The organism is Prochlorococcus sp. MIT 1341 (assembly GCF_034092415.1).
In the GTDB taxonomy this organism is placed as follows: domain Bacteria; phylum Cyanobacteriota; class Cyanobacteriia; order PCC-6307; family Cyanobiaceae; genus AG-363-P08.
Window position 1 is genome coordinate 1918556 of sequence record NZ_CP139304.1, and the last position, 18541, is coordinate 1937096.

The following is an 18541-nucleotide window of genomic DNA, read 5'->3' on the forward strand; positions in this document are numbered from 1 at the left end:
TTTCAGGCGTGAGCGAGGACTTTGTGGTCTAGTAGGTCTTGGCGGTAAAGAGGTCTTGCGAATAGTTCGGCCAAGTCGGCTGTTTGATCTATTCCATGGATGGGACTGAAAACGAGTTCAATTGACCATTTAGTAGCAACTCCTTGAGCTTCTAATGGATTAGCCAAACCCATTCCACAAACGACGAGGTCTGGATTGTCTTGCTTGACGCGATCAAGTTGCTTCTCTACATGTTGCCCTTCAACAAGGCGAGTATTTGGGGGCAGAAGATCTAATTCTGCTTGCATCATTTCTCTGTTTAGATATGGGGTCCCAACCTCGATTAATTCCATTCCGCATTCGCGGTGAAGAAAACGCGCTAAGGGAATTTCAAGTTGAGATTCAGGAAGTAGAAAAAGTCTTTTCCCTGCAAGCTTTTGTTTATAAGGCTCTAAGGCTTTGTGTGCTCTTGCAATTAGGGGTTCTAAGGTTGAATCCAATAATCCCGCAGGGATGTTGAAGGCTTTAGCTGCTGCTTGCATCCAAAGTTGGCTACCTTCTATGCCTAGAGGAAATGGTGCTTGGATTATTTCTGCGCCCCTATCTTGGAGGGCTTTTGCTGTACTGCTTAAATATGGTTGGGCTAAAAGTACCTTGCTCCCGGGTCCAATAGAAGGTAAATCAATTGATTTACGAGGAGGAAGGCTTGCAATGTTTGGAATGCCTATTCGCTTGAAAAGCGTTATTAACCGATCTTCAACCGCATTTGCCAGAGTTCCTACTATTAGTAGTTGATCATCTTTTGTTGTGCTTGTTGGCATTAATGGAACTAAAGCTTTTAGGGCTCCATCTTCCCCTTGTGTGAAGGTTGTTTCTATACCACTACCGGAGTAATTCAAGACACGAACTCGGCCTTCGTAAGCCTTGTTTAGTTGTTCAGCTACTCGTGATAGGTCTAGCTTTATCACCTCACTTGGGCATGAGCCAACTAGGAACAAAGTTTTAACTTCCGGGCGCCTTTGAAGAAGATCTTTTACAACGCGATTGAGCTCTTCGTGTGCGTCCGCTAGTCCAGCAAGGTCTTTTTCTTCAAGAATAGCGGTGCCAAAACGAGGTTCAGCAAAGATCATTACGCCTGCGGCGCTTTGGATTAGATGTGCGCAGGTTCGAGAACCTACGACCAAAAAGAATGCATCTGGCATGCGCCTATGCAGCCAAACAATTGATGTGAGACCACAGAAAACCTCTCGAGGTCCACTTTCTTTTAGCAGCGTTGTGCCGCTCATAATTATTCGTTGATCTTTTATTTAAATTGCATGGATAAATAGTAAATAAGCCTTAGCAACCAAAACTCTTTGGGATTGAGCCCTTATTTATTGCTAAATGTGGTAATTCACTGACAATTCAAGGCTGTTTAGTGGAGCAGTTAAATAAGAAATCGAATTATTAGAGATTCCTGGCAGCTCAAGTGGTGAGCTTGCCTAATGTATAAAAACAGTGTTTTCTCTGCTTAATTTGGTTTAAGTGGCTTTAGTAGGTCCTAACACTTCTTTTAGTTACGCCAATGGGAGCTATCTTGCTCTGAACGCAAAAGCTTCCAGACATTTCGACTGATTCTTTTTGCAATCAAGCCACCTCTTTGTGTTTTCGAGGAACCTGGTTTGGCTCCTAGAAGTTGTGAAACCTCTGCGGTGCTTAATGGGGCTCCTGTATCTATTGCTAATGCGGTGAGTTCTAGCCTTTGGCGTAATACAGATAAATCAGCTTTTCCTACCTCTTCAGCTTCTGACCAACTCCATTGATTCAGATCGTTTTTCGATATTTTTTGCATTAGTCCCAGTCCTATTAAACCAAGTGCTTGCTCGGCATTAAGTTCGCTGGAAAGGCTTGTTGAGCCTGAAGAATTACCCTTGGAATGAGCCATTGATTTTCCCCCCATTTCACTTGAAGTTATCGGCTCTTTAAAACGTTGCAAGCCCTATAGCAATTTCAATTTTTTTTGGAGATTGACAATCTGTCCAGTATTATCCGCGCCATGAACAGTTTCGCCAGCTTTGATATTCGTGAGCGGCGACCACAAGGTAGTCCGCTGATTACCGGAAGTGATGTTCAAGCTCACTCCTCTGGGGCTAGCTGTGTAATTACTACAGATTCAGAAACGTCTCGTGTCGCTAGACAGAACAGCAATGTTCAGCAAATTGAATTGCGTACGTATGTTTTTCTAGATTCTCTTCAACCTCAGCTTGCTGCCTATATGGGGACAGTGAGTCAAGGATTTCTCCCTATTCCTGGTGATGCATGCCTCTGGATGGAGGTGTCTCCAGGGATGGCAGTTCATAGGGTTACTGATATTGCGCTGAAGGCTAGCAACGTTCGTCTTGGACAAATGATTGTTGAGAGGGCTTTTGGGTCTTTAGCTCTCTATCATCGAGATCAGAGCACTGTTTTGCATTCTGGTGATGTCGTACTTGATGCGATAGGGAGTTCGATTGATCGACGTACTAAGCCTGAAGTCAGTTGGACTGAGGTGATTCGAGCAATTACACCTGATCATGCTGTGTTGATAAATCGTCAGAACCGGAGAGGCTCGATGATTCAGTCAGGCATGAGTATGTTCATCTTGGAGACAGAACCTGCCGGATATGTTCTTTATGCAGCTAATGAGGCTGAAAAAGCTTCGAATATCACTGTTGTGGACGTTAAGGGAGTTGGTGCTTTTGGACGACTAACTCTCGCAGGGAAAGAAGGAGATGTTGAGGAGGCGGCAGCAGCAGCGATGAGAGCCATTGACCAGATTGGATAGCTGTCCTGCTGGCTTATATGTGAAATTCATTTCGCAAAAAAGGAGCAATTACTCGGGCGGCCTTGCCTCTACTTCCTAGTCGGGTTAGTTGTTCATTACTTAACTCGCCATATGTGCATTGTGCTTCACGTACCCAAAAAATTGATTCGAATTCGCCACCCGGATATGCTGGCTCCCTAAGGATCTCTCCCCAGCAGATACCTTCAGAGTCCTTAATAGTATTACCTTTGGGATTGCAGAGAACCATCACGCTGTGAAATCGAGCACTTCTGTATGGGGTGTTGGATAGAGCATGGAGAATCTTCTTAATTTTCTCATCATTAGATTGTGCATATCTTGCTGAATAAATGCCTGGTTTTCCATCTAGTGCATCTACTTCAAGGCCAGAATCATCAGCGATTGTCCAGGTATTTGTAATGCTTGCTATTTCTTTAGCTTTTAAAAGGGCATTCTCTAAATAGCTTGAACCAGTTTCTTCGATCTCAATATTTCTGGGTTGTATTTGAACATCTATAGGCAATGGACCAAGCATTGCTTTTATTTCTGCAACCTTCTTGTCGTTGCCGCTAGCAATAGTGATCAGAGGCTTTGTCAAAACAAAATCATCATTTGCCGGAACATTCTTAATCTTTGAAGGTTATGGAGCTTGTTTTTGAATTTCTTGAGACAGGTTTGGTTGAACATTCCACCCCTTGGCAATGCCTTGGGCCTGTCTCGATTGAGAAAATAAGATGAAAATTGCTTAATGCAACGGAATATTTGGACTCCCTCACACAAAAACCAACAGCTCTTCGCATCAGTATTACCAAGGGTGATAAGACAGGCTTATCAGAAGCCTTAAATACGGTAATCGACTTATGTGCTCAAATCACTTGACGCATTGGTGTCATTCAGAGCATTGTTCATTGCGAACATTCCACCCCTTACTGAGTTAGGCAATGGCTAACGAAACAATGGGCATCGCTCTCGGCATGATCGAGACACGCGGCCTTGTACCAGCAATTGAAGCTGCTGACGCCATGACCAAGGCTGCCGAAGTGCGTCTTATTGGTCGTGAGTTTGTTGGTGGCGGTTACGTCACAGTATTAGTTCGCGGCGAGACTGGTGCTGTTAACGCAGCTGTACGTGCTGGTGCTGATGCATGTGAGCGCGTTGGCGACGGTTTAGTAGCTGCTCACATCATCGCGCGTCCTCATCGCGAAGTTGAGCCAGCTCTGGGTAATGGCAATTTCCTTGGTCAAAAGGCCTGAGACTTGATGCGGTTCCCTTAAAAGGAAGGGCCGCTCTATTTCAATCCTTACATCGATCTAAAGGAGTTATCTAATGAGCAAAAAGTATGATGCTGGCGTTAAGGAGTACAGAGACACCTACTGGACTCCCGATTATGCCCCCCTAGACACCGACCTTTTGGCCTGTTTTAAGGTCACTGGTCAAGAAGGTGTCCCAAGAGAAGAAGTAGCTGCTGCTGTAGCTGCCGAATCTTCAACAGGAACTTGGTCCACTGTTTGGTCTGAGCTCCTAACCGACCTTGAATTTTATAAGGGTCGTTGCTACAGAATCGAAGACGTACCTGGCGACAGTGAGTCTTTTTATGCATTTGTTGCATATCCACTAGACCTTTTTGAAGAAGGTTCAATTACAAACGTCCTGACTTCTTTAGTTGGCAACGTTTTTGGTTTTAAAGCTTTGCGTCATCTTCGTCTTGAGGATATTCGCTTCCCAATGGCCTTCATTAAGACCTGTGGAGGTCCTCCTAACGGCATAGTCGTTGAGCGAGATCGTTTAAACAAGTATGGGCGACCTTTGCTTGGTTGCACTATTAAGCCAAAGCTTGGGCTTTCAGGTAAAAACTATGGCCGAGTTGTTTATGAATGTCTCCGTGGTGGTCTTGACCTGACTAAGGATGATGAAAACATCAACTCACAGCCTTTCCAACGATGGAGGGAGCGTTTTGAATTTGTTGCTGAGGCTGTAAAGCTTGCTCAGCAGGAGACAGGTGAGGTTAAAGGTCATTACCTTAACTGCACAGCAACTACTCCTGAGGAGATGTATGAGCGCGCCGAGTTTGCCAAAGAGCTCGATATGCCAATCATCATGCATGATTACATCACTGGTGGCTTTACGGCTAATACAGGTTTAGCTAACTGGTGCCGCAAGAATGGCATGCTGCTCCACATACATAGGGCAATGCATGCGGTTATTGACCGCCATCCAAAGCATGGCATTCACTTCCGGGTACTTGCTAAATGTTTGCGTTTATCTGGTGGTGATCAGCTCCATACTGGAACAGTTGTCGGAAAACTAGAAGGTGATCGTCAGACCACCCTTGGATTCATAGACAACCTACGTGAATCTTTTGTTCCTGAAGACCGTACTCGCGGAAACTTCTTTGACCAGGATTGGGGTTCTATGCCTGGAGTATTCGCTGTTGCCTCTGGTGGTATTCATGTTTGGCACATGCCAGCATTGCTCGCAATCTTTGGCGACGACTCTTGCCTCCAGTTTGGTGGTGGTACCCATGGACACCCATGGGGATCTGCTGCTGGAGCCGCTGCTAATCGCGTAGCACTTGAAGCTTGCGTTAAGGCACGTAATGCAGGTCGTGAGATTGAAAAAGAAAGTCGCGACATCCTCATGGAAGCAGCCAAACATAGTCCTGAGTTGGCTATTGCTCTTGAGACTTGGAAGGAGATCAAGTTTGAGTTCGACACGGTCGACAAACTAGACGTTCAGTAGTAGTCGAGAAAAAGGAGGGGTCACAATGTCTCCTCCATTTTCTTTACTAAATCACAGCGCCGATTTGAAACATCGGTTTTATACACTCACAATCCCAGGTTCACCATGCCTTTCCAGAGCACAGTTGGTGACTACCAAACAGTCGCCACCCTGGAAACATTCGGCTTCTTACCGCCGATGTCCCAGGATGAAATTTACGATCAAATTGCTTACATCATTGCTCAGGGATGGAGCCCTGTCATTGAACACGTTCACCCAAGTGGTTCTATGCAGACCTACTGGTCTTATTGGAAGTTGCCCTTCTTTGGCGAGAAGGATCTGAATGTGGTTATTAGCGAGCTGGAAGCTTGCCATCGCGCATACCCTGATCACCATGTTCGTATGGTCGGTTACGACGCCTATACCCAAAGTCAGGGAACAGCGTTCGTTGTATTTGAAGGTCGTTAAGAGCCTTCCGTATTTAAGGAATAGCCTCGAAATTATGAGGCTATTCATTTTCCTTGGAGGGAGTTTCCTCCTTCTTTAATTAAGACGTTTCTTTTGGGCGGACATGGCAAAACAATCAAGTCGTGAATTGGCACTTGAGCGCCGCAAGGCTCTTAGTGAGACAGGGAAGAAATCCTCATCTACGAGTGGTTCTGGAGCCAATCGAATTCGAACATCTGCCGATGCACGTACTACAAGAACTAATACGTCCTTTGTCAAATCTTCGAATACGAAATCCGCCGATGAGGCTTACTCCATAACTTCATCCTCTTATCCGTCAAGGGCGGTTACTAGAAAGCCCAAGACTATAAGTCGCCCAAGTAGAGATTTAGTTTTAGCACGCCGTCAAGCACTCTCTCAAAGAGGAAAATCCGCAGATAAAAGTAAAGATCGTACACGTGTAGATGTTGAGAGGGCAATGTCTACTTCTCATAGTAAAACGACTGCTAGTAATGATTTAAAGAAAGATGCTTCTGACTTAACTGATAGAAAACCCTCAGGGTTTGCACCCTCTATGAGTGACTCTGCTAGAGCACCAAAGTTGAACAAAATAAGTGCTGAACGTAGGACTAGTCCAAAGCGTAGAGCAATTCAGAATACTAGTCGAGCACTTGTATTAGCACGTCGTGAAGCTCAGTCTAAGCACGGAAAAAAAGCAGGGAAACAGCCTACTTCTGCAGCGTCAGTTGCCCGTCAAGGTGATCCTGATCTTACTAGCCGTGAGCTTTCACAAAGAGTACGTGAATTACGTAGTAAGAGTGGTGCCACTGGTAAACAACGTTCTGGGGTTTGTCGTCCTTGTGGACCTAATAAGAATGGGTCAAAACAAGCTGCTTCTGCAGATGCTCATTGGAAAGTTGGGTTAAGTGAAACCACCTCCGGTCAATTGGTAACTGGCACTCAAGCCAACCGTTCTCCAAAAACTACTGGTAATGAGGCCAGTACTTGTAGATCAGTTACTGGTACTCAATACTTAGGGTCAGAAGTTTTCGATACGTTCTGTCAATCGGGTCCTTTTCCTAGTCAACCTTCAAAGGTTGGAGTTACTAATACTACTCATGGCAATAGGGTCACTGGAAATGAAGTAGGTCGTTCTGAAAAAGTTACTGGGGATGAACCTGGCACATGCAAGAGTCTTACGGGCACCGAATATATTTCAGCAAATCAATCGCAAAGATTTTGTGGAGGAGTACAGGCCTCCCCTCGAAAAGTAGGCCATAGCCTTACCCTTGATGGAAGGAAGGTGAGCGGAGTGATGGTTGGCCGCTCTGAAAAGGTTACAGGTGATGAGGCTGGGTCAAACAAGGGACTTACTGGTGACCAATATTTAGGAGCTGATCCACTGCCTGATGGTAGACCTGCTGAAAAAGTTGGTTCTTTCAACACACTTGGCGGTGCGGGAGTGACAGGGACTAATGTCGCAAGATCAGAATCTGTTACAGGGAATGAACCTGGTAGTTGTAAGCGAGTAACTGGAGATGAATACGTAGGATTGCAGCAGTACGAATCCTTCTGTGGAGGGAAACCTGACCGTGAGGCCGCGAAAGTTGGATTAAGCCTTACTAATAAGTCTCAGTTTGTTAGTGGTACTCTTACAGGCCGATCTGATCTTGTTACAGGTGATGAGCCTGGAACTTGTAAGGCTATTACAGGTACTCCTTACGCAGGGATAGAACAAGTTTCTCAAAGGTGTGATACTCACGCTGTTCAGGAAGTTCAACAGCGTACGCCTAAAAGATTGGGTACCCCTGGTGCTCGTATGACTGGTCAACAGCCTGGGGTTGGCGGTGTAATGACAGGAGCCCATAAAGGTGCTTGTGAATCTTTGACAGGCACACCTTATGTGGGAGTAGATCAGCTAATACAAGCTTGTGGTCAAAACTCTCCTTCTGGGACTGCAGAGCACCAGAGTATTTCAGAGGTGAGTGATTTTGGAACTAAATTCAGTGTGCAATCACCGGCTAAAGCTGCCCAGGTTCAGCGTGAGATGGTTTCTGGTGTTACAGGAACCAGCTATGAAAACAGCTCTACTATTACAGGTCCATTTGCGATGGCTCCTGAAAAAGTCACTGGTACTGAACAGTTCCGTTTTGACGGGACTAAACGCCAATTTAAATCTGTGCCTGTTGAAGGTGATTTAATTGAGAAAGATGGTGCTAGGCCAACCTCTAGGATTACAGGAGAAGGACAATCTGCTGGCTTAAATATCACCGGAGACGATTGGGCTCGTGGCGAAAGAGTTACAGGTACCGAAGGTGCCTCTGCTCGTCGTCGTAACCCAACAAGACCTGGAGCAACAAGTGCAATGCCTGCTGCTCAGATTAAGAGGAATGAAGAGATCTCTCAGCCAGATTTTTTGATCACTGGTTCTAGTGGAAACACACGCGATGGACAACTTGTTACTTTCTCTGGCGGAGCGAGAGGTTAATTAACTGATGGCCTACCGCCGCAACTTGGCCAACAGTGCTGAGGGTGTCAAAGGACCCACTGCTCCGAGGAAGAGGTATCTTTCTATTCAAGAGAGTGAGGTATCTTTCGATGGCTTTCTAAGGGATAATTCTAGTGGCCAGCACCCCTTAACTGATGAGAAAGCCAACAAACATCTTCAGGCATATGAATCTCAGGTAAAAGGGAGATTCGAAAGGATTGTCCCTTTGCTTATGAAGATATCTTCACTACAGCATGAGGAGGATTTTGTTTCTCGGGCCCAAAAATTAACTGCTTCTGAACTGGGCTTTGAATTGCCAACTCATGTCCTTGAAAAAGCTTGGGTTTCTCCTTTGAACATGAGAGCTCTTTTTGCTTGGTGCGTTTTTCAGACTCATCAAGAGACGAGCAATAGTTTTTTCAACTCAGACCCTTTGCATGGAGCAGAAAAAAGCAATGAGGCAAAGGCTTTTCAGTCTTTTTTGAATGACTGTGGCTTTCATCTTCTGGATATAACCCCTTGCTCTGATGGGCGTTTAGCCCATTCAGTGGCTTATGTTTTACGTATCCCATTTAGCGCGGTTCGCCGTCGGTCTCACGCTGGCGCGCTTTTTGATATAGAGCAAACTGTTAATAGGTGGGTAAAGACAGAACATCAACGCTACAGAGAAAATCTTCCTACCCCTGCTACGGCACCTACTAGGTATTTAAAGGTTGTTACCTATCATTTTAGTTCTCTAGATCCCCTCCATCAGGGTTGTGCAGCACACGGAAGTAATGATTCTGTGGCGGCAGCCGAAGGGCTTAATCGCTTATTGGGTTTTCGCAAGGCTATAGAGAATAGTTTTTGTTGCGGTGCTTCCGTAGATCTTCTTTTGATAGGACTTGATACTGATACCGATGCAATTCGGGTGCATGTACCGTCTTTTGACACGACTATCGATCTGGATAATTGGATTTGTACTTCCGAGATCTACAGAGAAACGCAATCCATGTCTGCGGACCTTGCCTTGGATGAAATTACAAGACGAGTACAGGAGAGTGCGAAGACTCGACCTGATGAAGGAATGGTTGCTTTTATTGCCCGGTTAATTGCAAATAATATTTCTCAGATTGACTATGTTCGTCAAAATCATGGTGGACATTATCCTGACGCGGGTCATGCAGAAAAGTTTATTGGAGTAGGGATTGGTTTTAAGGAGGTTCATCTTCGAAACCTTACTTACTTCTCCCACCTTGATACGGTTGAGGAAGGCTCTCCTGACCTAGATGTTGGCATTAAAATCTTCAAAGGTTTAAATGTCTCTCGCGATCTCCCAATCCCTGTAGTTATCCGATTTGATTATTCAGGAACAGTTCCAGGGGCTCGTGACCGTGCAATGGCAGATTGTCGTAGGGTAGATGAGGCGATCTCAGCTCGTTATCGAGACCTGGTAGACGAAGGATTACTTCACACTTTTCTTACTATTCGTGATCGAGATGAAAAGTCTCCTGCAGAACCTGTAGGGTCATCACTCGATCCTTCACTTAAGGAGGCTCATTGAAATGTTGATTTGTAAAGTTCTCAAGCCACTTGTCTCTACAAATAGGATTCCTGGTCTTGAGCATAAGCACCTTCAAGTAGTCCTTGATGGTAGTTCTCAAAAGGTTGCTGTTGACGCAGTAGGTTGTAAGCCCGATGACTGGGTTATTTGTGTTGGAAGTTCAGCTGCTCGAGAAGCTGCTGGAAGTAAGTCTTATCCAAGTGATCTAACAATCATTGGAATTATTGATTATTGGGACCCTGATTCACCCAATGCTACTTCCTCAAATGGTGGTGCTTAATCGATGGAAATAATGCAAGTTATCGGTCGGTTGGTATGTACACAACGTGTACCAGGAATTAATCATATGCATCTTAGGATAATTCGAAATAACAAGGGAAAGCTTTTAGTGGCAGTTGACCCTGTAGGTGCAAGAGAGGGTAATTGGGTTTTTACAGCTACTGGTACTGCCGCACGTTTTGCTTGTCCTGATTCCTCTACTCAAACGGATTTAACTATTGAGGGAATTATTGATCATTGGAGTCCGGATGGATAGATGTTGTTTTGCATTCCATACCCCTTGATTTTCATAGATCTCATTTCATGACTAATTCATCATCTTCCTCTTTTGAGAAGGCTTCAAGTCAAACGGTTGACGTATCTCCTGTGCCGTTAGCAAGCGGCTCTAGTGGTGAAACAACACAAGTAGCTAATAAAGAAAGCAAAACCAAAAGAACCTCTAAAAGAGGTTCTTCTGATTCACAAAAGCCTTTGAGTGGGGCTAGCAAAGGTGGAGATGCCTTACTTGGAGGAGGGGAAATGTCAACATCTTCTAATTCTTTTAATAGAGGTATTGCTCTTGGCATGATTGAAACCAGAGGAATGGTTCCTGCTATTGAAGCAGCTGATGCAATGACGAAAGCTGCAGAGGTTGTTCTTATTTCAAAAGAATTTGTTGGAGGAGGTTATGTTTCAGTGATGGTTCGTGGCGAAACGGGAGCAGTGAATGCATCGGTTCGAGCAGGTGCTGATGCTTGTGAACGTGTAGGAGACGGACTTGTGGCAGCGCATATTATTGCTCGCCCTGATGAGGAAGTAGAACCTGCATTAAAGGGATCAGGATCTGAACGTCGTCTTTGAAGGCTCTGATTTCTATATTTTTGGGCTTAGAATTTTGGTATCTTTTCTGAATTTGATTTAGGTTGGATTTTATTCCAGGATGTCTGTATGGATAATTGGCAGCACCGCAACCGACCAAATCGTCTTGAGAGGCGTTTTGATTTTGATAGCTATGGCTTGACGAGAGACTTTTTAGATCAATTAGGAGAGCTGAGTGAAGCTTCTGGCATCTTTCCTGATATTAGTTTTGGGAAAACATATGTAAACATCACTTTGCGTCCCGAGAGTGAAGAAGAAGGAGCTGATTTAACTAGCAAAGACTACAAATTCGCTTCAGATATTGATGGACTCTTCAATTGATCTTTCTGCATCTTTTGCGGATTCAGGCATTGAACATGCTCTTGCCAGTTTGGATGAAGATTTAGTTGGCTTAAGTCCAGTTAAAACCAAGATAAAAGAAATTGCTGCTTTGTTGTTGGTTGACCAAGCAAGAAAAAAATTAAGTCTTTCAAGTACAACTCCTGGCTTGCATATGTCTTTTACTGGTCATCCTGGTACAGGTAAGACAACTGTTGCTAGAAGGATTTCTCAGGTCCTACATCGATTGGGTTATTTGAGTAGGGGGCATATCGTTACCGCTACAAGGGATGATTTAGTGGGCCAATATGTTGGTCATACAGCCCCAAAGACAAGGGAAATGATCAAGAGAGCGAAGGGCGGTGTTTTATTTATTGATGAAGCTTATTATCTTTATAAGCCTGGTAATGAGAGGGATTTTGGAGCGGAATCTATTGAGATTCTGCTCCAAAGTATGGAACTTAAATCTATTGAGTTTGTAGTGATCTTTGCTGGTTACCGTGAACAAATGAATGATTTCTATAAATGCAACCCTGGTCTCTCGTCAAGGGTGTCTCATCATATTGATTTCCCTGATTATAGTAATGATGAGTTGATGAGAATTGCTCTTCTTCTTTTAGACCAGCAAAATTATTTCTTTAGTGATGAGGCACATTCTTCTTTTGAGGAATATATAGAAAGGCGCAGAGAACTACCCTTTTTTGCAAATGCCCGCTCAATTCGTAATGCGCTTGATCGAGCAAGGTTGAGACAGGCGAATCGACTTTTTTCTCGTATGGGGGAGCTTTTAACCAAAGAAGATTTGATGACTATTGAATCGGCTGACGTATTGGCCAGCAGGGTTTTTAAAGGAGAAATAGAACGTGATGTCCGCTTGCCTCAGCTTGAAGAGTCTTAATGGGTCAAAAAGATTCTTAGGTTTAATTGGTTTGATTTGCTTTTTTAGCCTCTTCTTCTTCTTCTAGATCTCTTTTTATAAGGACCATTAGGTATGAGGGTGCCTTATATCTGCCAGGAAGACATCTGTTGAGGGTTTCTAGATGGCCCCAACACACCGTACGTTGAATCTCTTTACTGCTCCTTCCTTCTTGAAGAAGTCTTCTCAGGGCCTTGCAGTAGAGGGGATAGCCAGCCTCAAGTTCTCCGATGGTTAGCTTGGCTACGCCCATGATCCGTCGCAGTTCAAGACTTAATTTAGACAATCATGGGGTCTTCTTGGAGAATTTGTTTTATTAAAAAGTTTCTTTTTTGTGATCAGGCAGTTATTTTTTTGAGGTTTCAAGGTGATTAATGGTCTTTTTTATTGTGATTTTGCTCCTAGAAACGCTATGCACTCAATTTCAACACGGGCATTTTTGGGCAAGGCTGAAACCTCTACGCATGCTCTTGCAGGGCTAATGCCCTCTCCAAACACCTCTCCATAAAGAGAATTGACCTGAGTAAAATCGCTTAGATCAGCTAGATAGATAGTTGCTTTTATAACTTGTGAAGTTTCAGCCCCTGCTTCTTTTAGTACAGCCAAAAGATTCTTTAGGACTTGGCGGGTTTCAGCTTCGATTTCTCCATTGCCTACCATCTCACCCGATATGGGGTTAAGGGCAATTTGTCCTGAACAAAAGAGCCAGTCTCCCGCTATAACAGCTTGGTTGTATGGTCCAACTGGCGGAGGAGCTGAATCAGTAGAGATAGCCTTGACAAGTTTATTTGACATAGGTTGATTTTTTATTAAAAGAGCATCATCGCTTGTAGATGCAATCTCCTCAAAATTAATTTGTTTTTAAAGTTATTATTGATTTATATCCCTAGTCCTTCCAAGTGTCCTTATGGAGCCTTAGTTGTGTAAATTCTTCAATATTTTGGGCACGCAAGAACAAGTTTGTTTCTTTTTCTAATGAGATCTTGCTGGGTAGGCTTAAATTTCCGTTCTTTCGAAGTTTTTTTACTAGCTCTAATCTTTTCTTTATGGGTTCGTCGTTGGGATATAGAGATGTAGCCCATCGAAGGTTCTCTTCTGTATATTCGTGCGCGCAATAGACCTCTGTTTCTTCAGGAAGAGACCCTAGACGCTTCAAAGCTAAAAACATTTCTTTAGCAGAACCTTCAAAGAGTCGACCACAACCTGCACCAAAGAGAGTGTCTCCGCAAAAGAGCACTGGAGGTAAGTTGGAAGAAGCTTTAGCGGGAAGAAAATATGCCAAATGAGCTCTAGTGTGGCCTGAAACTTCTATTACTTTTACATCGTTATTAAGAAGTGATATTTGATCTCCATCATTTACAGAAATCGTTTGGAAGGGGATTCGGCTAATATCTGCTGCTGAGGCTATTACTTCGGCTTCAGGCCATTGGTTCATCAAGTCCTTGGTTCCACCGATATGATCTGAGTGGTGATGGGTTTGCAAAATTGCTGTTAGTACATAGTTCCTTTGTTCCAGCCAGTCCTCTACGGGATTTGCTATTGCAGGGTCAATTACTACGGCTTTTTTACCTACTGTCCATACCCAAATGATGTTGTCATTTAGAACTGGAATGGGATTGACCGAAGAAGGGCCTTCTTCGGTAAGAATGTCCAAAGTTGGGTTTGACATTTTCAACTAAACGTCTTTCAAATTAGTACATGATCACAGTTGCACTTGCTAAGGGAGCTTTGTTGAAGGACTCGGTAGAGAGATTCTCCAAGGCTGGGCTTGATTTTTCTGATGTCCTTGAACCAGACAATCGTCAGCTGATGGTCCGCTCAAAGTGCGGGAAAGCGCGAGCTCTATTGGTTCGAAATGGTGATGTGCCAGTCTATGTCGCATATGGCCAAGCTCAGTTGGGTGTAGTGGGTTACGACGTGCTTAGGGAACATCAGATGCCTATTGCTCATTTAGTTGATCTTGGCTTTGGAGGGTGCAGAATGTCGGTGGCAGTAAAGGAAAATAGTGCTTATAAGCAAGCCGCTGATTTACCTCCCCATTGCAGGGTTGCAAGTAAATTCACAAATTGTGCAAGAGAATTCTTTGATTCACTTGATTTACCCGTTGAATTGGTCCACTTGACAGGGTCTGTGGAACTTGGCCCAATAACAGGGATTGCTGAGGCGATAGTTGATCTTGTCGCGACAGGGAGAACACTTCGTGATAATGGCTTAGTTTCAATTGAAGATCTGTTCCATTCCACAGCTCGCTTAGTGGGCCATCCTCTTTCCTTGCGTTTGGATAGAGGACCGCTTCAGGAAGTTGTGGATTTAATGCGAACTTAGCTCTCAAAGCACTGTCCCTAACCAGATGGTTTTTTCTGATATTCAGCGAATTAAACGCTTAGGAAGATATTTGCGAAAAGATCGCAAAAGAATTCTTATTATTTTGGTGGTTTTATTTCCGGTTGCGATAGCTGGTGCGATACAGCCTTTGCTAGTAGGCCAAGCTATTAGTACGCTTCGAGGAGAACAAACTGCACCATGGATTGAGGGCCTTGAGATGTCATCAGCTATAAGGCTTTTGATATTTTCTTTGTTTATTTCGGTTGTTCTGAGATTGCTCCTACAGGGTTATCAGACGTTTCATATTCAGTCGGTAGGCCAGAGACTTACGGCTCGAATTCGAGATGAATTATTCTCTCATTCCATGGCATTGTCTTTACGCTTTCATGAGCGAATGCCTGTGGGAAAGTTGCTTACAAGACTGACAAGTGATGTAGATGCGTTGGCAGAGGTCTTTGGCAGTGGAGCAGTAGGTGTTCTTGCTGATTTGGTCAGTCTGATTGTTATTGCAGTGACAATGATCTTAATTGATTGGAGACTTGGTTCTTTATTGTTATTTACGCAAGTTCCTGTTGTGTGGATGATTATTTGGCTTCAGAGGCGTTATAGAAAAGCTAATTATCGGGTTAGGGAAGAATTGTCTCAGTTAAATGCAAATTTTCAGGAGAATCTTCAGGGCTTAGAGGTTGTTCAAATGTTCCGAAGAGAAGTAGTAAATGGTAAGCAGTTTTTACATACAGGGAATGCTTATAGAAATGCAGTTAATGGAACTATTTTTTATGACAGTAGTATATCAGCCTTTATTGAATGGGTAGCTTTAGCTGCTGTAGCAATGGTTTTATATATTGGAGGCCTCTTGGCTTCTTCTGGGGCTATGGGGTTAGGTACTCTTGCTACTTTTATACTTTACGCACAACGACTTTTTGAACCATTGCGTCAATTGGCAGAACGCTTTACACAAATCCAAGGAGGGTTAACAGCAGTAGAGAGAATTGGAGAACTATTGGAAAAACCTCTTGAAATTGAAGATTGTAGTAGCCAGAATCTGGTAAATGAGAAGTATGAAGTCTCTAATAACTCTCGAAAACAGGGAGAGATTATTTTTGAAGATGTTAGCTTTTTCTATAGACCAGATGAGTTGATTATTAAAAACCTTAGTTTTCATATTTTACCTGGCCAGCATGTTGCCTTGGTTGGGCCAACGGGTTCTGGAAAGACAACAATAATCAGGTTGCTTTGTAGATTGTATGAACCTCAATCAGGACGAATATTTTTGGATGGTAAAGATATAAGGTCAATACCTTTAAAAGATTTACGGGCTAAGTTGGGTGTAGTTCTTCAGGATACCTTTTTATTTAGTGGGAATGTTGCAGATAATTTAAGGCTTGATTCAAATATAAATAATAAAGAATTAACTCGGATTTGTAATGAACTTGGGTTGGATTCCCTTTTAAAGAAGCTGCCAAAAGGATTGGATACTGAATTGAGAGAGCGAGGTGGAAATCTTTCTTCGGGTGAAAGACAATTGTTTTCTGTAGCAAGGGTTGCGATTCGGAATCCAAAGGTGTTGGTCATGGATGAAGCCACCGCATTTATGGATCCTTCTACCGAAGCTACTCTTCAACGTGATCTAGAGCGTCTTCTAGAACGAAGAACCGCACTTGTGATTGCTCATCGTTTGGCAACTGTTGAAGCGGCTGACAGGATTTTTGTTTTAAGCAGAGGCCAACTTGTTGAGGAGGGAAGTCATCAAGAGTTGTTGGAGCAAGGCGGGCTTTATGCTCAATTAGCGGAGCTTCAAGAGAAGGGACTTGCGAAACTTTGAGCCCTTAGAAATTTCTTGTTTTCTTTTGGTCAGTCATGTTCAAATCGCATCAAAACGGCTATGGGGATTAGTCCCTGGTTATTAAGTACTCCACTTATGGAGGAGCTTTATGGAAAGGATGCTCGACTTTGCCCTTCCTCGCATGGGGAAGCTACCTTTGTTTTCAGTCAATCACGACCGTTAGACTTGATTGAGCTTGAACAATTGCTTGCGTCTGTTGGTTGGAGTAGGCGCCCCCAGAGGCTTGTAAAAAGAGCTCTCGAGAATAGTCTTCTAACTATTGGTCTTTGGAGTCATGATCCAAGCATTCCTCGATTAGTAGGCTTTGCTCGTTGTACAGGCGATGGTGTTCTAGAAGCAACAGTTTGGGATGTAGTTGTCCATCCTGTTTGGCAAGGCTCCGGGCTTGGAAAAGAACTAATGAAATATGTGCTAGAGCTTTTACGTACAATGCGTGTTCAAAGGGTCACACTATTTGCAGACCCAGGTGTCGTAGATTTTTACTTGCGTCAGGGCTGGACTTTAGAGCCGAAAGGCAGAAGATGTGCGTTTTGGTATGCCAATTAATAATTTATGGTGAGATATTTGGTAGGTGAAAATTATATTTATATTTTTATCTTTTTTGATTATAGTATTCTCTGAAAATACTTGCTGAGGACTCACCTTTTCTCCATCTTTGTCGAAGTGAAAAGTTTTTTAGTGCCACCAAAATCGCATGATTTCTTTCCCAGCGTCGTCCGTTGGTATATAGCGGTAAATTTAGACTTTTGAGCTTTACCTTGCCTGCAAGGCGCTCAATAAATTCAAGATCCTCCATTAACTCCATTGGCTTGTAACCACCAGAAAAGTTATAAAGAGACTTGCTGATTAATAAACCTTGATCCCCGTATGGTTGCTTAAAAAGATTGCTTCGTATGGAAACCATAATTTCCATCAATCGCATATCAAGTCCATGTTTGTTAACTCGAAACTCGAAGAACCAAGCTTCGGGGTTTTTGTGTAAACCATTCATGGCATTTTTGACTACATCTGGCCATTTTGTTGAGAGCCTGCTATCAGCATGTAGAAAAAGAAGTGAATTTCCGGACGATACGCTAGCTCCGAGATTTAGTTGAAGTCCACGGCAAGGTCTATCTGTTTTCAGGACTTTTGCTCCTGAAAGTTTTGCAATTAGACAGGTTGAATCTGAGCTTCCACTATCTACTACAACTATTTCAATAGGAAGAGGCCATATTTTTAGATCTGCAAGAAGTAAGGGAAGTGTTTGGGCCTCATTCTTTGTGGGGATAATGATACTTAGCCCTTTGTATTTGTCTATCCTCTCCATGGAAGCAGGTCCTGAAAAGTGTCCAAATCATTCTTTGATCCAAGCAAAAAGGTTTGTTTGTTTGCTTTATGAGCTTTTGAAAGTGTTTGTTTTAGGACCGCATTCGTTCCCCAAGAAATTCCCGAGAAGGGCCACGTTGGTACAGGGTTAGATAATCCTTCTGAAAGACCTAATAGCCAGTATCCACCGTCTTTGGAAGGCCCAATTACGATGTCATTTTGGGTTAAATTTTCTAGAGCCTTTAATAAATCAAAATGGCAAAGATTTGGCAAGTCGGAACCAATAACAATTATTGGTCTACCTTTTGTGTTTGGGCCTAGATGTTTCTTTTGAGCATGGATTATTTGTTTCCTCATTCGGGTTCCTAGAGAGCCTTGCCCTTGAAGAGTGACTTTAGAGAGGCCTTTGTCGATTCCCCAACGCTTGGCAGCTTTTGGACCTAAGCCTGAGATCGATAGCTGAAGTTCAATCAAGCCTTTTGCAGCGAGGTGTTTGGTCACGACCAAAGTGTGATTAAGGAGTCTTTCCTGAATTTTGGCAGCACGTTTTTTGCCAACACTCTTTGAAAGACGGCTCTTGCACCTGCCGGCGGCAGGCCACTTTGCCATGACAATGAGCACCGGACCTTGTGTCATGGACTCCCCTTAAAAATGCTTTTAGGTAACTCTTCGTTGCAGCTCGGCAAGAAGGGTTTTGATTTCGCTGTATTCATCTTTTT

22 protein-coding genes are annotated in these 18541 nt (G+C 43.5%); 14 read left to right on the forward strand and 8 right to left on the reverse strand.

The features are described 5' to 3' along the window. Positions 1-2 precede the first annotated feature (2 nt). Together SOI84_RS09885 and SOI84_RS09890 are read right to left on the reverse strand one after the other, a co-directional pair. Positions 3-1265: a ferredoxin:protochlorophyllide reductase (ATP-dependent) subunit N gene (locus SOI84_RS09885; protein WP_320674347.1), complete on the reverse strand. Its 1263-nt coding sequence runs from the start codon at positions 1263-1265 to the stop codon at positions 3-5. 266 nt (positions 1266-1531) lie between these two features. After that, positions 1532-1903, reverse strand: a complete 372-nt coding sequence (locus SOI84_RS09890) for a hypothetical protein (protein ID WP_320674348.1) — start codon at positions 1901-1903, stop codon at positions 1532-1534. A 111-nt stretch (positions 1904-2014) separates the two neighbouring features. Here SOI84_RS09890 and SOI84_RS09895 point away from each other — a divergent pair, with 111 nt between their 5' ends. Continuing rightward, positions 2015-2782: a BMC domain-containing protein gene (locus SOI84_RS09895; protein WP_320674349.1), complete on the forward strand. Its 768-nt coding sequence runs from the start codon at positions 2015-2017 to the stop codon at positions 2780-2782. Between the two features lie 13 nt (positions 2783-2795). Here the strand turns inward: SOI84_RS09895 and rdgB are convergent, their stop codons facing one another. Beyond that, the gene (gene rdgB, locus SOI84_RS09900) at positions 2796-3377 is read right to left on the reverse strand and encodes an RdgB/HAM1 family non-canonical purine NTP pyrophosphatase (protein ID WP_320674350.1); all 582 of its coding nucleotides are present in this window, start codon (positions 3375-3377) and stop codon (positions 2796-2798) included. 343 nt (positions 3378-3720) lie between these two features. Between rdgB and SOI84_RS09905 the strand changes: the two genes are divergently transcribed. The 10 genes from SOI84_RS09905 to cbbX all read left to right on the forward strand — a co-directional run bounded on the left by SOI84_RS09905 (position 3721) and on the right by cbbX (position 12328). After that, a complete protein-coding gene (locus tag SOI84_RS09905; protein WP_320674351.1) occupies positions 3721-4032 on the forward strand; it encodes a BMC domain-containing protein in 312 nt (103 codons plus the stop codon). Positions 4033-4105: 73 nt separating this feature from the next. Then, on the forward strand, positions 4106-5518 hold the full coding sequence (locus SOI84_RS09910) for a form I ribulose bisphosphate carboxylase large subunit (RefSeq protein ID WP_320674352.1): 1413 nt from the start codon (positions 4106-4108) through the stop codon (positions 5516-5518). Positions 5519-5623: 105 nt separating this feature from the next. Then, complete coding sequence (locus SOI84_RS09915) at positions 5624-5965, forward strand: ribulose bisphosphate carboxylase small subunit (RefSeq protein ID WP_320674353.1); 342 nt, start codon at positions 5624-5626, stop codon at positions 5963-5965. 103 nt (positions 5966-6068) lie between these two features. After that, complete coding sequence (locus tag SOI84_RS09920; RefSeq protein WP_320674354.1) at positions 6069-8432, forward strand: CsoS2 family carboxysome shell protein; 2364 nt, start codon at positions 6069-6071, stop codon at positions 8430-8432. Between the two features lie 7 nt (positions 8433-8439). Further along, positions 8440-9975, forward strand: coding sequence for a carboxysome shell carbonic anhydrase (locus SOI84_RS09925; protein WP_320674355.1), 1536 nt, complete (start codon positions 8440-8442; stop codon positions 9973-9975). Between the two features lies 1 nt (position 9976). Then, on the forward strand, positions 9977-10255 hold the full coding sequence (locus SOI84_RS09930; RefSeq protein ID WP_320674356.1) for a carboxysome peptide A: 279 nt from the start codon (positions 9977-9979) through the stop codon (positions 10253-10255). Positions 10256-10258: 3 nt separating this feature from the next. After that, complete coding sequence (locus SOI84_RS09935) at positions 10259-10510, forward strand: carboxysome peptide B (RefSeq protein WP_320674357.1); 252 nt, start codon at positions 10259-10261, stop codon at positions 10508-10510. Between the two features lie 47 nt (positions 10511-10557). Next, complete coding sequence (locus tag SOI84_RS09940) at positions 10558-11094, forward strand: BMC domain-containing protein (protein ID WP_320674358.1); 537 nt, start codon at positions 10558-10560, stop codon at positions 11092-11094. An 87-nt stretch (positions 11095-11181) separates the two neighbouring features. Then, complete coding sequence (locus SOI84_RS09945; protein WP_320674360.1) at positions 11182-11433, forward strand: 4a-hydroxytetrahydrobiopterin dehydratase; 252 nt, start codon at positions 11182-11184, stop codon at positions 11431-11433. Further along, positions 11417-12328 carry a CbbX protein gene (gene cbbX, locus SOI84_RS09950; protein ID WP_320674361.1) on the forward strand — a complete coding sequence of 304 codons (912 nt, stop codon included), beginning with the start codon at positions 11417-11419 and terminating at the stop codon, positions 12326-12328. Before SOI84_RS09945 ends, cbbX begins: the two co-directional genes overlap by 17 nt. Before the next feature lie 22 nt (positions 12329-12350). On the opposite strand, the gene SOI84_RS09955 is transcribed toward cbbX, so the two are convergent. From SOI84_RS09955 to gloB, 3 genes are all read right to left on the reverse strand, one after another. Beyond that, positions 12351-12599, reverse strand: coding sequence for a DUF3136 domain-containing protein (locus SOI84_RS09955; RefSeq protein ID WP_320674362.1), 249 nt, complete (start codon positions 12597-12599; stop codon positions 12351-12353). 131 nt (positions 12600-12730) lie between these two features. Then, a complete protein-coding gene (locus SOI84_RS09960; protein ID WP_320674363.1) occupies positions 12731-13141 on the reverse strand; it encodes a Rid family detoxifying hydrolase in 411 nt (136 codons plus the stop codon). A gap of 91 nt (positions 13142-13232) precedes the next feature. Next, positions 13233-14015, reverse strand: coding sequence for a hydroxyacylglutathione hydrolase (gloB, locus tag SOI84_RS09965; RefSeq protein WP_320674364.1), 783 nt, complete (start codon positions 14013-14015; stop codon positions 13233-13235). Positions 14016-14044: 29 nt separating this feature from the next. Here gloB and hisG point away from each other — a divergent pair, with 29 nt between their 5' ends. From hisG to SOI84_RS09980, 3 genes are read left to right on the forward strand one after another with little or no spacing between them, the layout of a single operon-like run. Continuing rightward, positions 14045-14671, forward strand: coding sequence for an ATP phosphoribosyltransferase (gene hisG / locus SOI84_RS09970; protein WP_320674365.1), 627 nt, complete (start codon positions 14045-14047; stop codon positions 14669-14671). Between the two features lie 25 nt (positions 14672-14696). Next, positions 14697-16496, forward strand: a complete 1800-nt coding sequence (locus SOI84_RS09975; RefSeq protein WP_320674366.1) for an ABC transporter ATP-binding protein — start codon at positions 14697-14699, stop codon at positions 16494-16496. Between the two features lie 60 nt (positions 16497-16556). Beyond that, on the forward strand, positions 16557-17063 hold the full coding sequence (locus tag SOI84_RS09980; RefSeq protein WP_320674367.1) for a GNAT family N-acetyltransferase: 507 nt from the start codon (positions 16557-16559) through the stop codon (positions 17061-17063). Between the two features lie 46 nt (positions 17064-17109). On the opposite strand, the gene SOI84_RS09985 is transcribed toward SOI84_RS09980, so the two are convergent. Continuing rightward, positions 17110-17823, reverse strand: coding sequence for a TIGR04283 family arsenosugar biosynthesis glycosyltransferase (locus SOI84_RS09985; protein ID WP_320674368.1), 714 nt, complete (start codon positions 17821-17823; stop codon positions 17110-17112). Next, the gene (locus SOI84_RS09990) at positions 17811-18431 is read right to left on the reverse strand and encodes a TIGR04282 family arsenosugar biosynthesis glycosyltransferase (RefSeq protein ID WP_320674369.1); all 621 of its coding nucleotides are present in this window, start codon (positions 18429-18431) and stop codon (positions 17811-17813) included. Before SOI84_RS09990 ends, SOI84_RS09985 begins: the two co-directional genes overlap by 13 nt. Between the last annotated feature and the right edge of the window lie 110 nt (positions 18432-18541).

Bases quoted from the DNA above. Each gene is read 5' to 3' on its own strand.
- SOI84_RS09940 (WP_320674358.1), top strand. From the start codon at position 10,558: ATGACTAATTCATCATCTTCCTCTTTTGAGAAGGCTTCAAGTCAAACG.
- hisG (WP_320674365.1), top strand. From the start codon at position 14,045: ATGATCACAGTTGCACTTGCTAAGGGAGCTTTGTTGAAGGACTCGGTA.
- gloB (WP_320674364.1), bottom strand. From the start codon at position 14,015: ATGTCAAACCCAACTTTGGACATTCTTACCGAAGAAGGCCCTTCTTCG.
- SOI84_RS09885 (WP_320674347.1), bottom strand. From the start codon at position 1,265: ATGAGCGGCACAACGCTGCTAAAAGAAAGTGGACCTCGAGAGGTTTTC.
- SOI84_RS09945 (WP_320674360.1), top strand. From the start codon at position 11,182: ATGGATAATTGGCAGCACCGCAACCGACCAAATCGTCTTGAGAGGCGT.
- SOI84_RS09935 (WP_320674357.1), top strand. From the start codon at position 10,259: ATGGAAATAATGCAAGTTATCGGTCGGTTGGTATGTACACAACGTGTA.
- SOI84_RS09905 (WP_320674351.1), top strand. From the start codon at position 3,721: ATGGCTAACGAAACAATGGGCATCGCTCTCGGCATGATCGAGACACGC.
- SOI84_RS09985 (WP_320674368.1), bottom strand. From the start codon at position 17,823: ATGGAGAGGATAGACAAATACAAAGGGCTAAGTATCATTATCCCCACA.
- SOI84_RS09915 (WP_320674353.1), top strand. From the start codon at position 5,624: ATGCCTTTCCAGAGCACAGTTGGTGACTACCAAACAGTCGCCACCCTG.
- SOI84_RS09890 (WP_320674348.1), bottom strand. From the start codon at position 1,903: ATGGCTCATTCCAAGGGTAATTCTTCAGGCTCAACAAGCCTTTCCAGC.
- SOI84_RS09980 (WP_320674367.1), top strand. From the start codon at position 16,557: ATGGGGATTAGTCCCTGGTTATTAAGTACTCCACTTATGGAGGAGCTT.
- cbbX (WP_320674361.1), top strand. From the start codon at position 11,417: ATGGACTCTTCAATTGATCTTTCTGCATCTTTTGCGGATTCAGGCATT.
- SOI84_RS09930 (WP_320674356.1), top strand. From the start codon at position 9,977: ATGTTGATTTGTAAAGTTCTCAAGCCACTTGTCTCTACAAATAGGATT.
- SOI84_RS09920 (WP_320674354.1), top strand. From the start codon at position 6,069: ATGGCAAAACAATCAAGTCGTGAATTGGCACTTGAGCGCCGCAAGGCT.
- SOI84_RS09990 (WP_320674369.1), bottom strand. From the start codon at position 18,431: ATGGCAAAGTGGCCTGCCGCCGGCAGGTGCAAGAGCCGTCTTTCAAAG.
- SOI84_RS09960 (WP_320674363.1), bottom strand. From the start codon at position 13,141: ATGTCAAATAAACTTGTCAAGGCTATCTCTACTGATTCAGCTCCTCCG.
- SOI84_RS09925 (WP_320674355.1), top strand. From the start codon at position 8,440: ATGGCCTACCGCCGCAACTTGGCCAACAGTGCTGAGGGTGTCAAAGGA.
- SOI84_RS09955 (WP_320674362.1), bottom strand. From the start codon at position 12,599: ATGGGCGTAGCCAAGCTAACCATCGGAGAACTTGAGGCTGGCTATCCC.
- SOI84_RS09895 (WP_320674349.1), top strand. From the start codon at position 2,015: ATGAACAGTTTCGCCAGCTTTGATATTCGTGAGCGGCGACCACAAGGT.
- SOI84_RS09910 (WP_320674352.1), top strand. From the start codon at position 4,106: ATGAGCAAAAAGTATGATGCTGGCGTTAAGGAGTACAGAGACACCTAC.
- SOI84_RS09975 (WP_320674366.1), top strand. From the start codon at position 14,697: ATGGTTTTTTCTGATATTCAGCGAATTAAACGCTTAGGAAGATATTTG.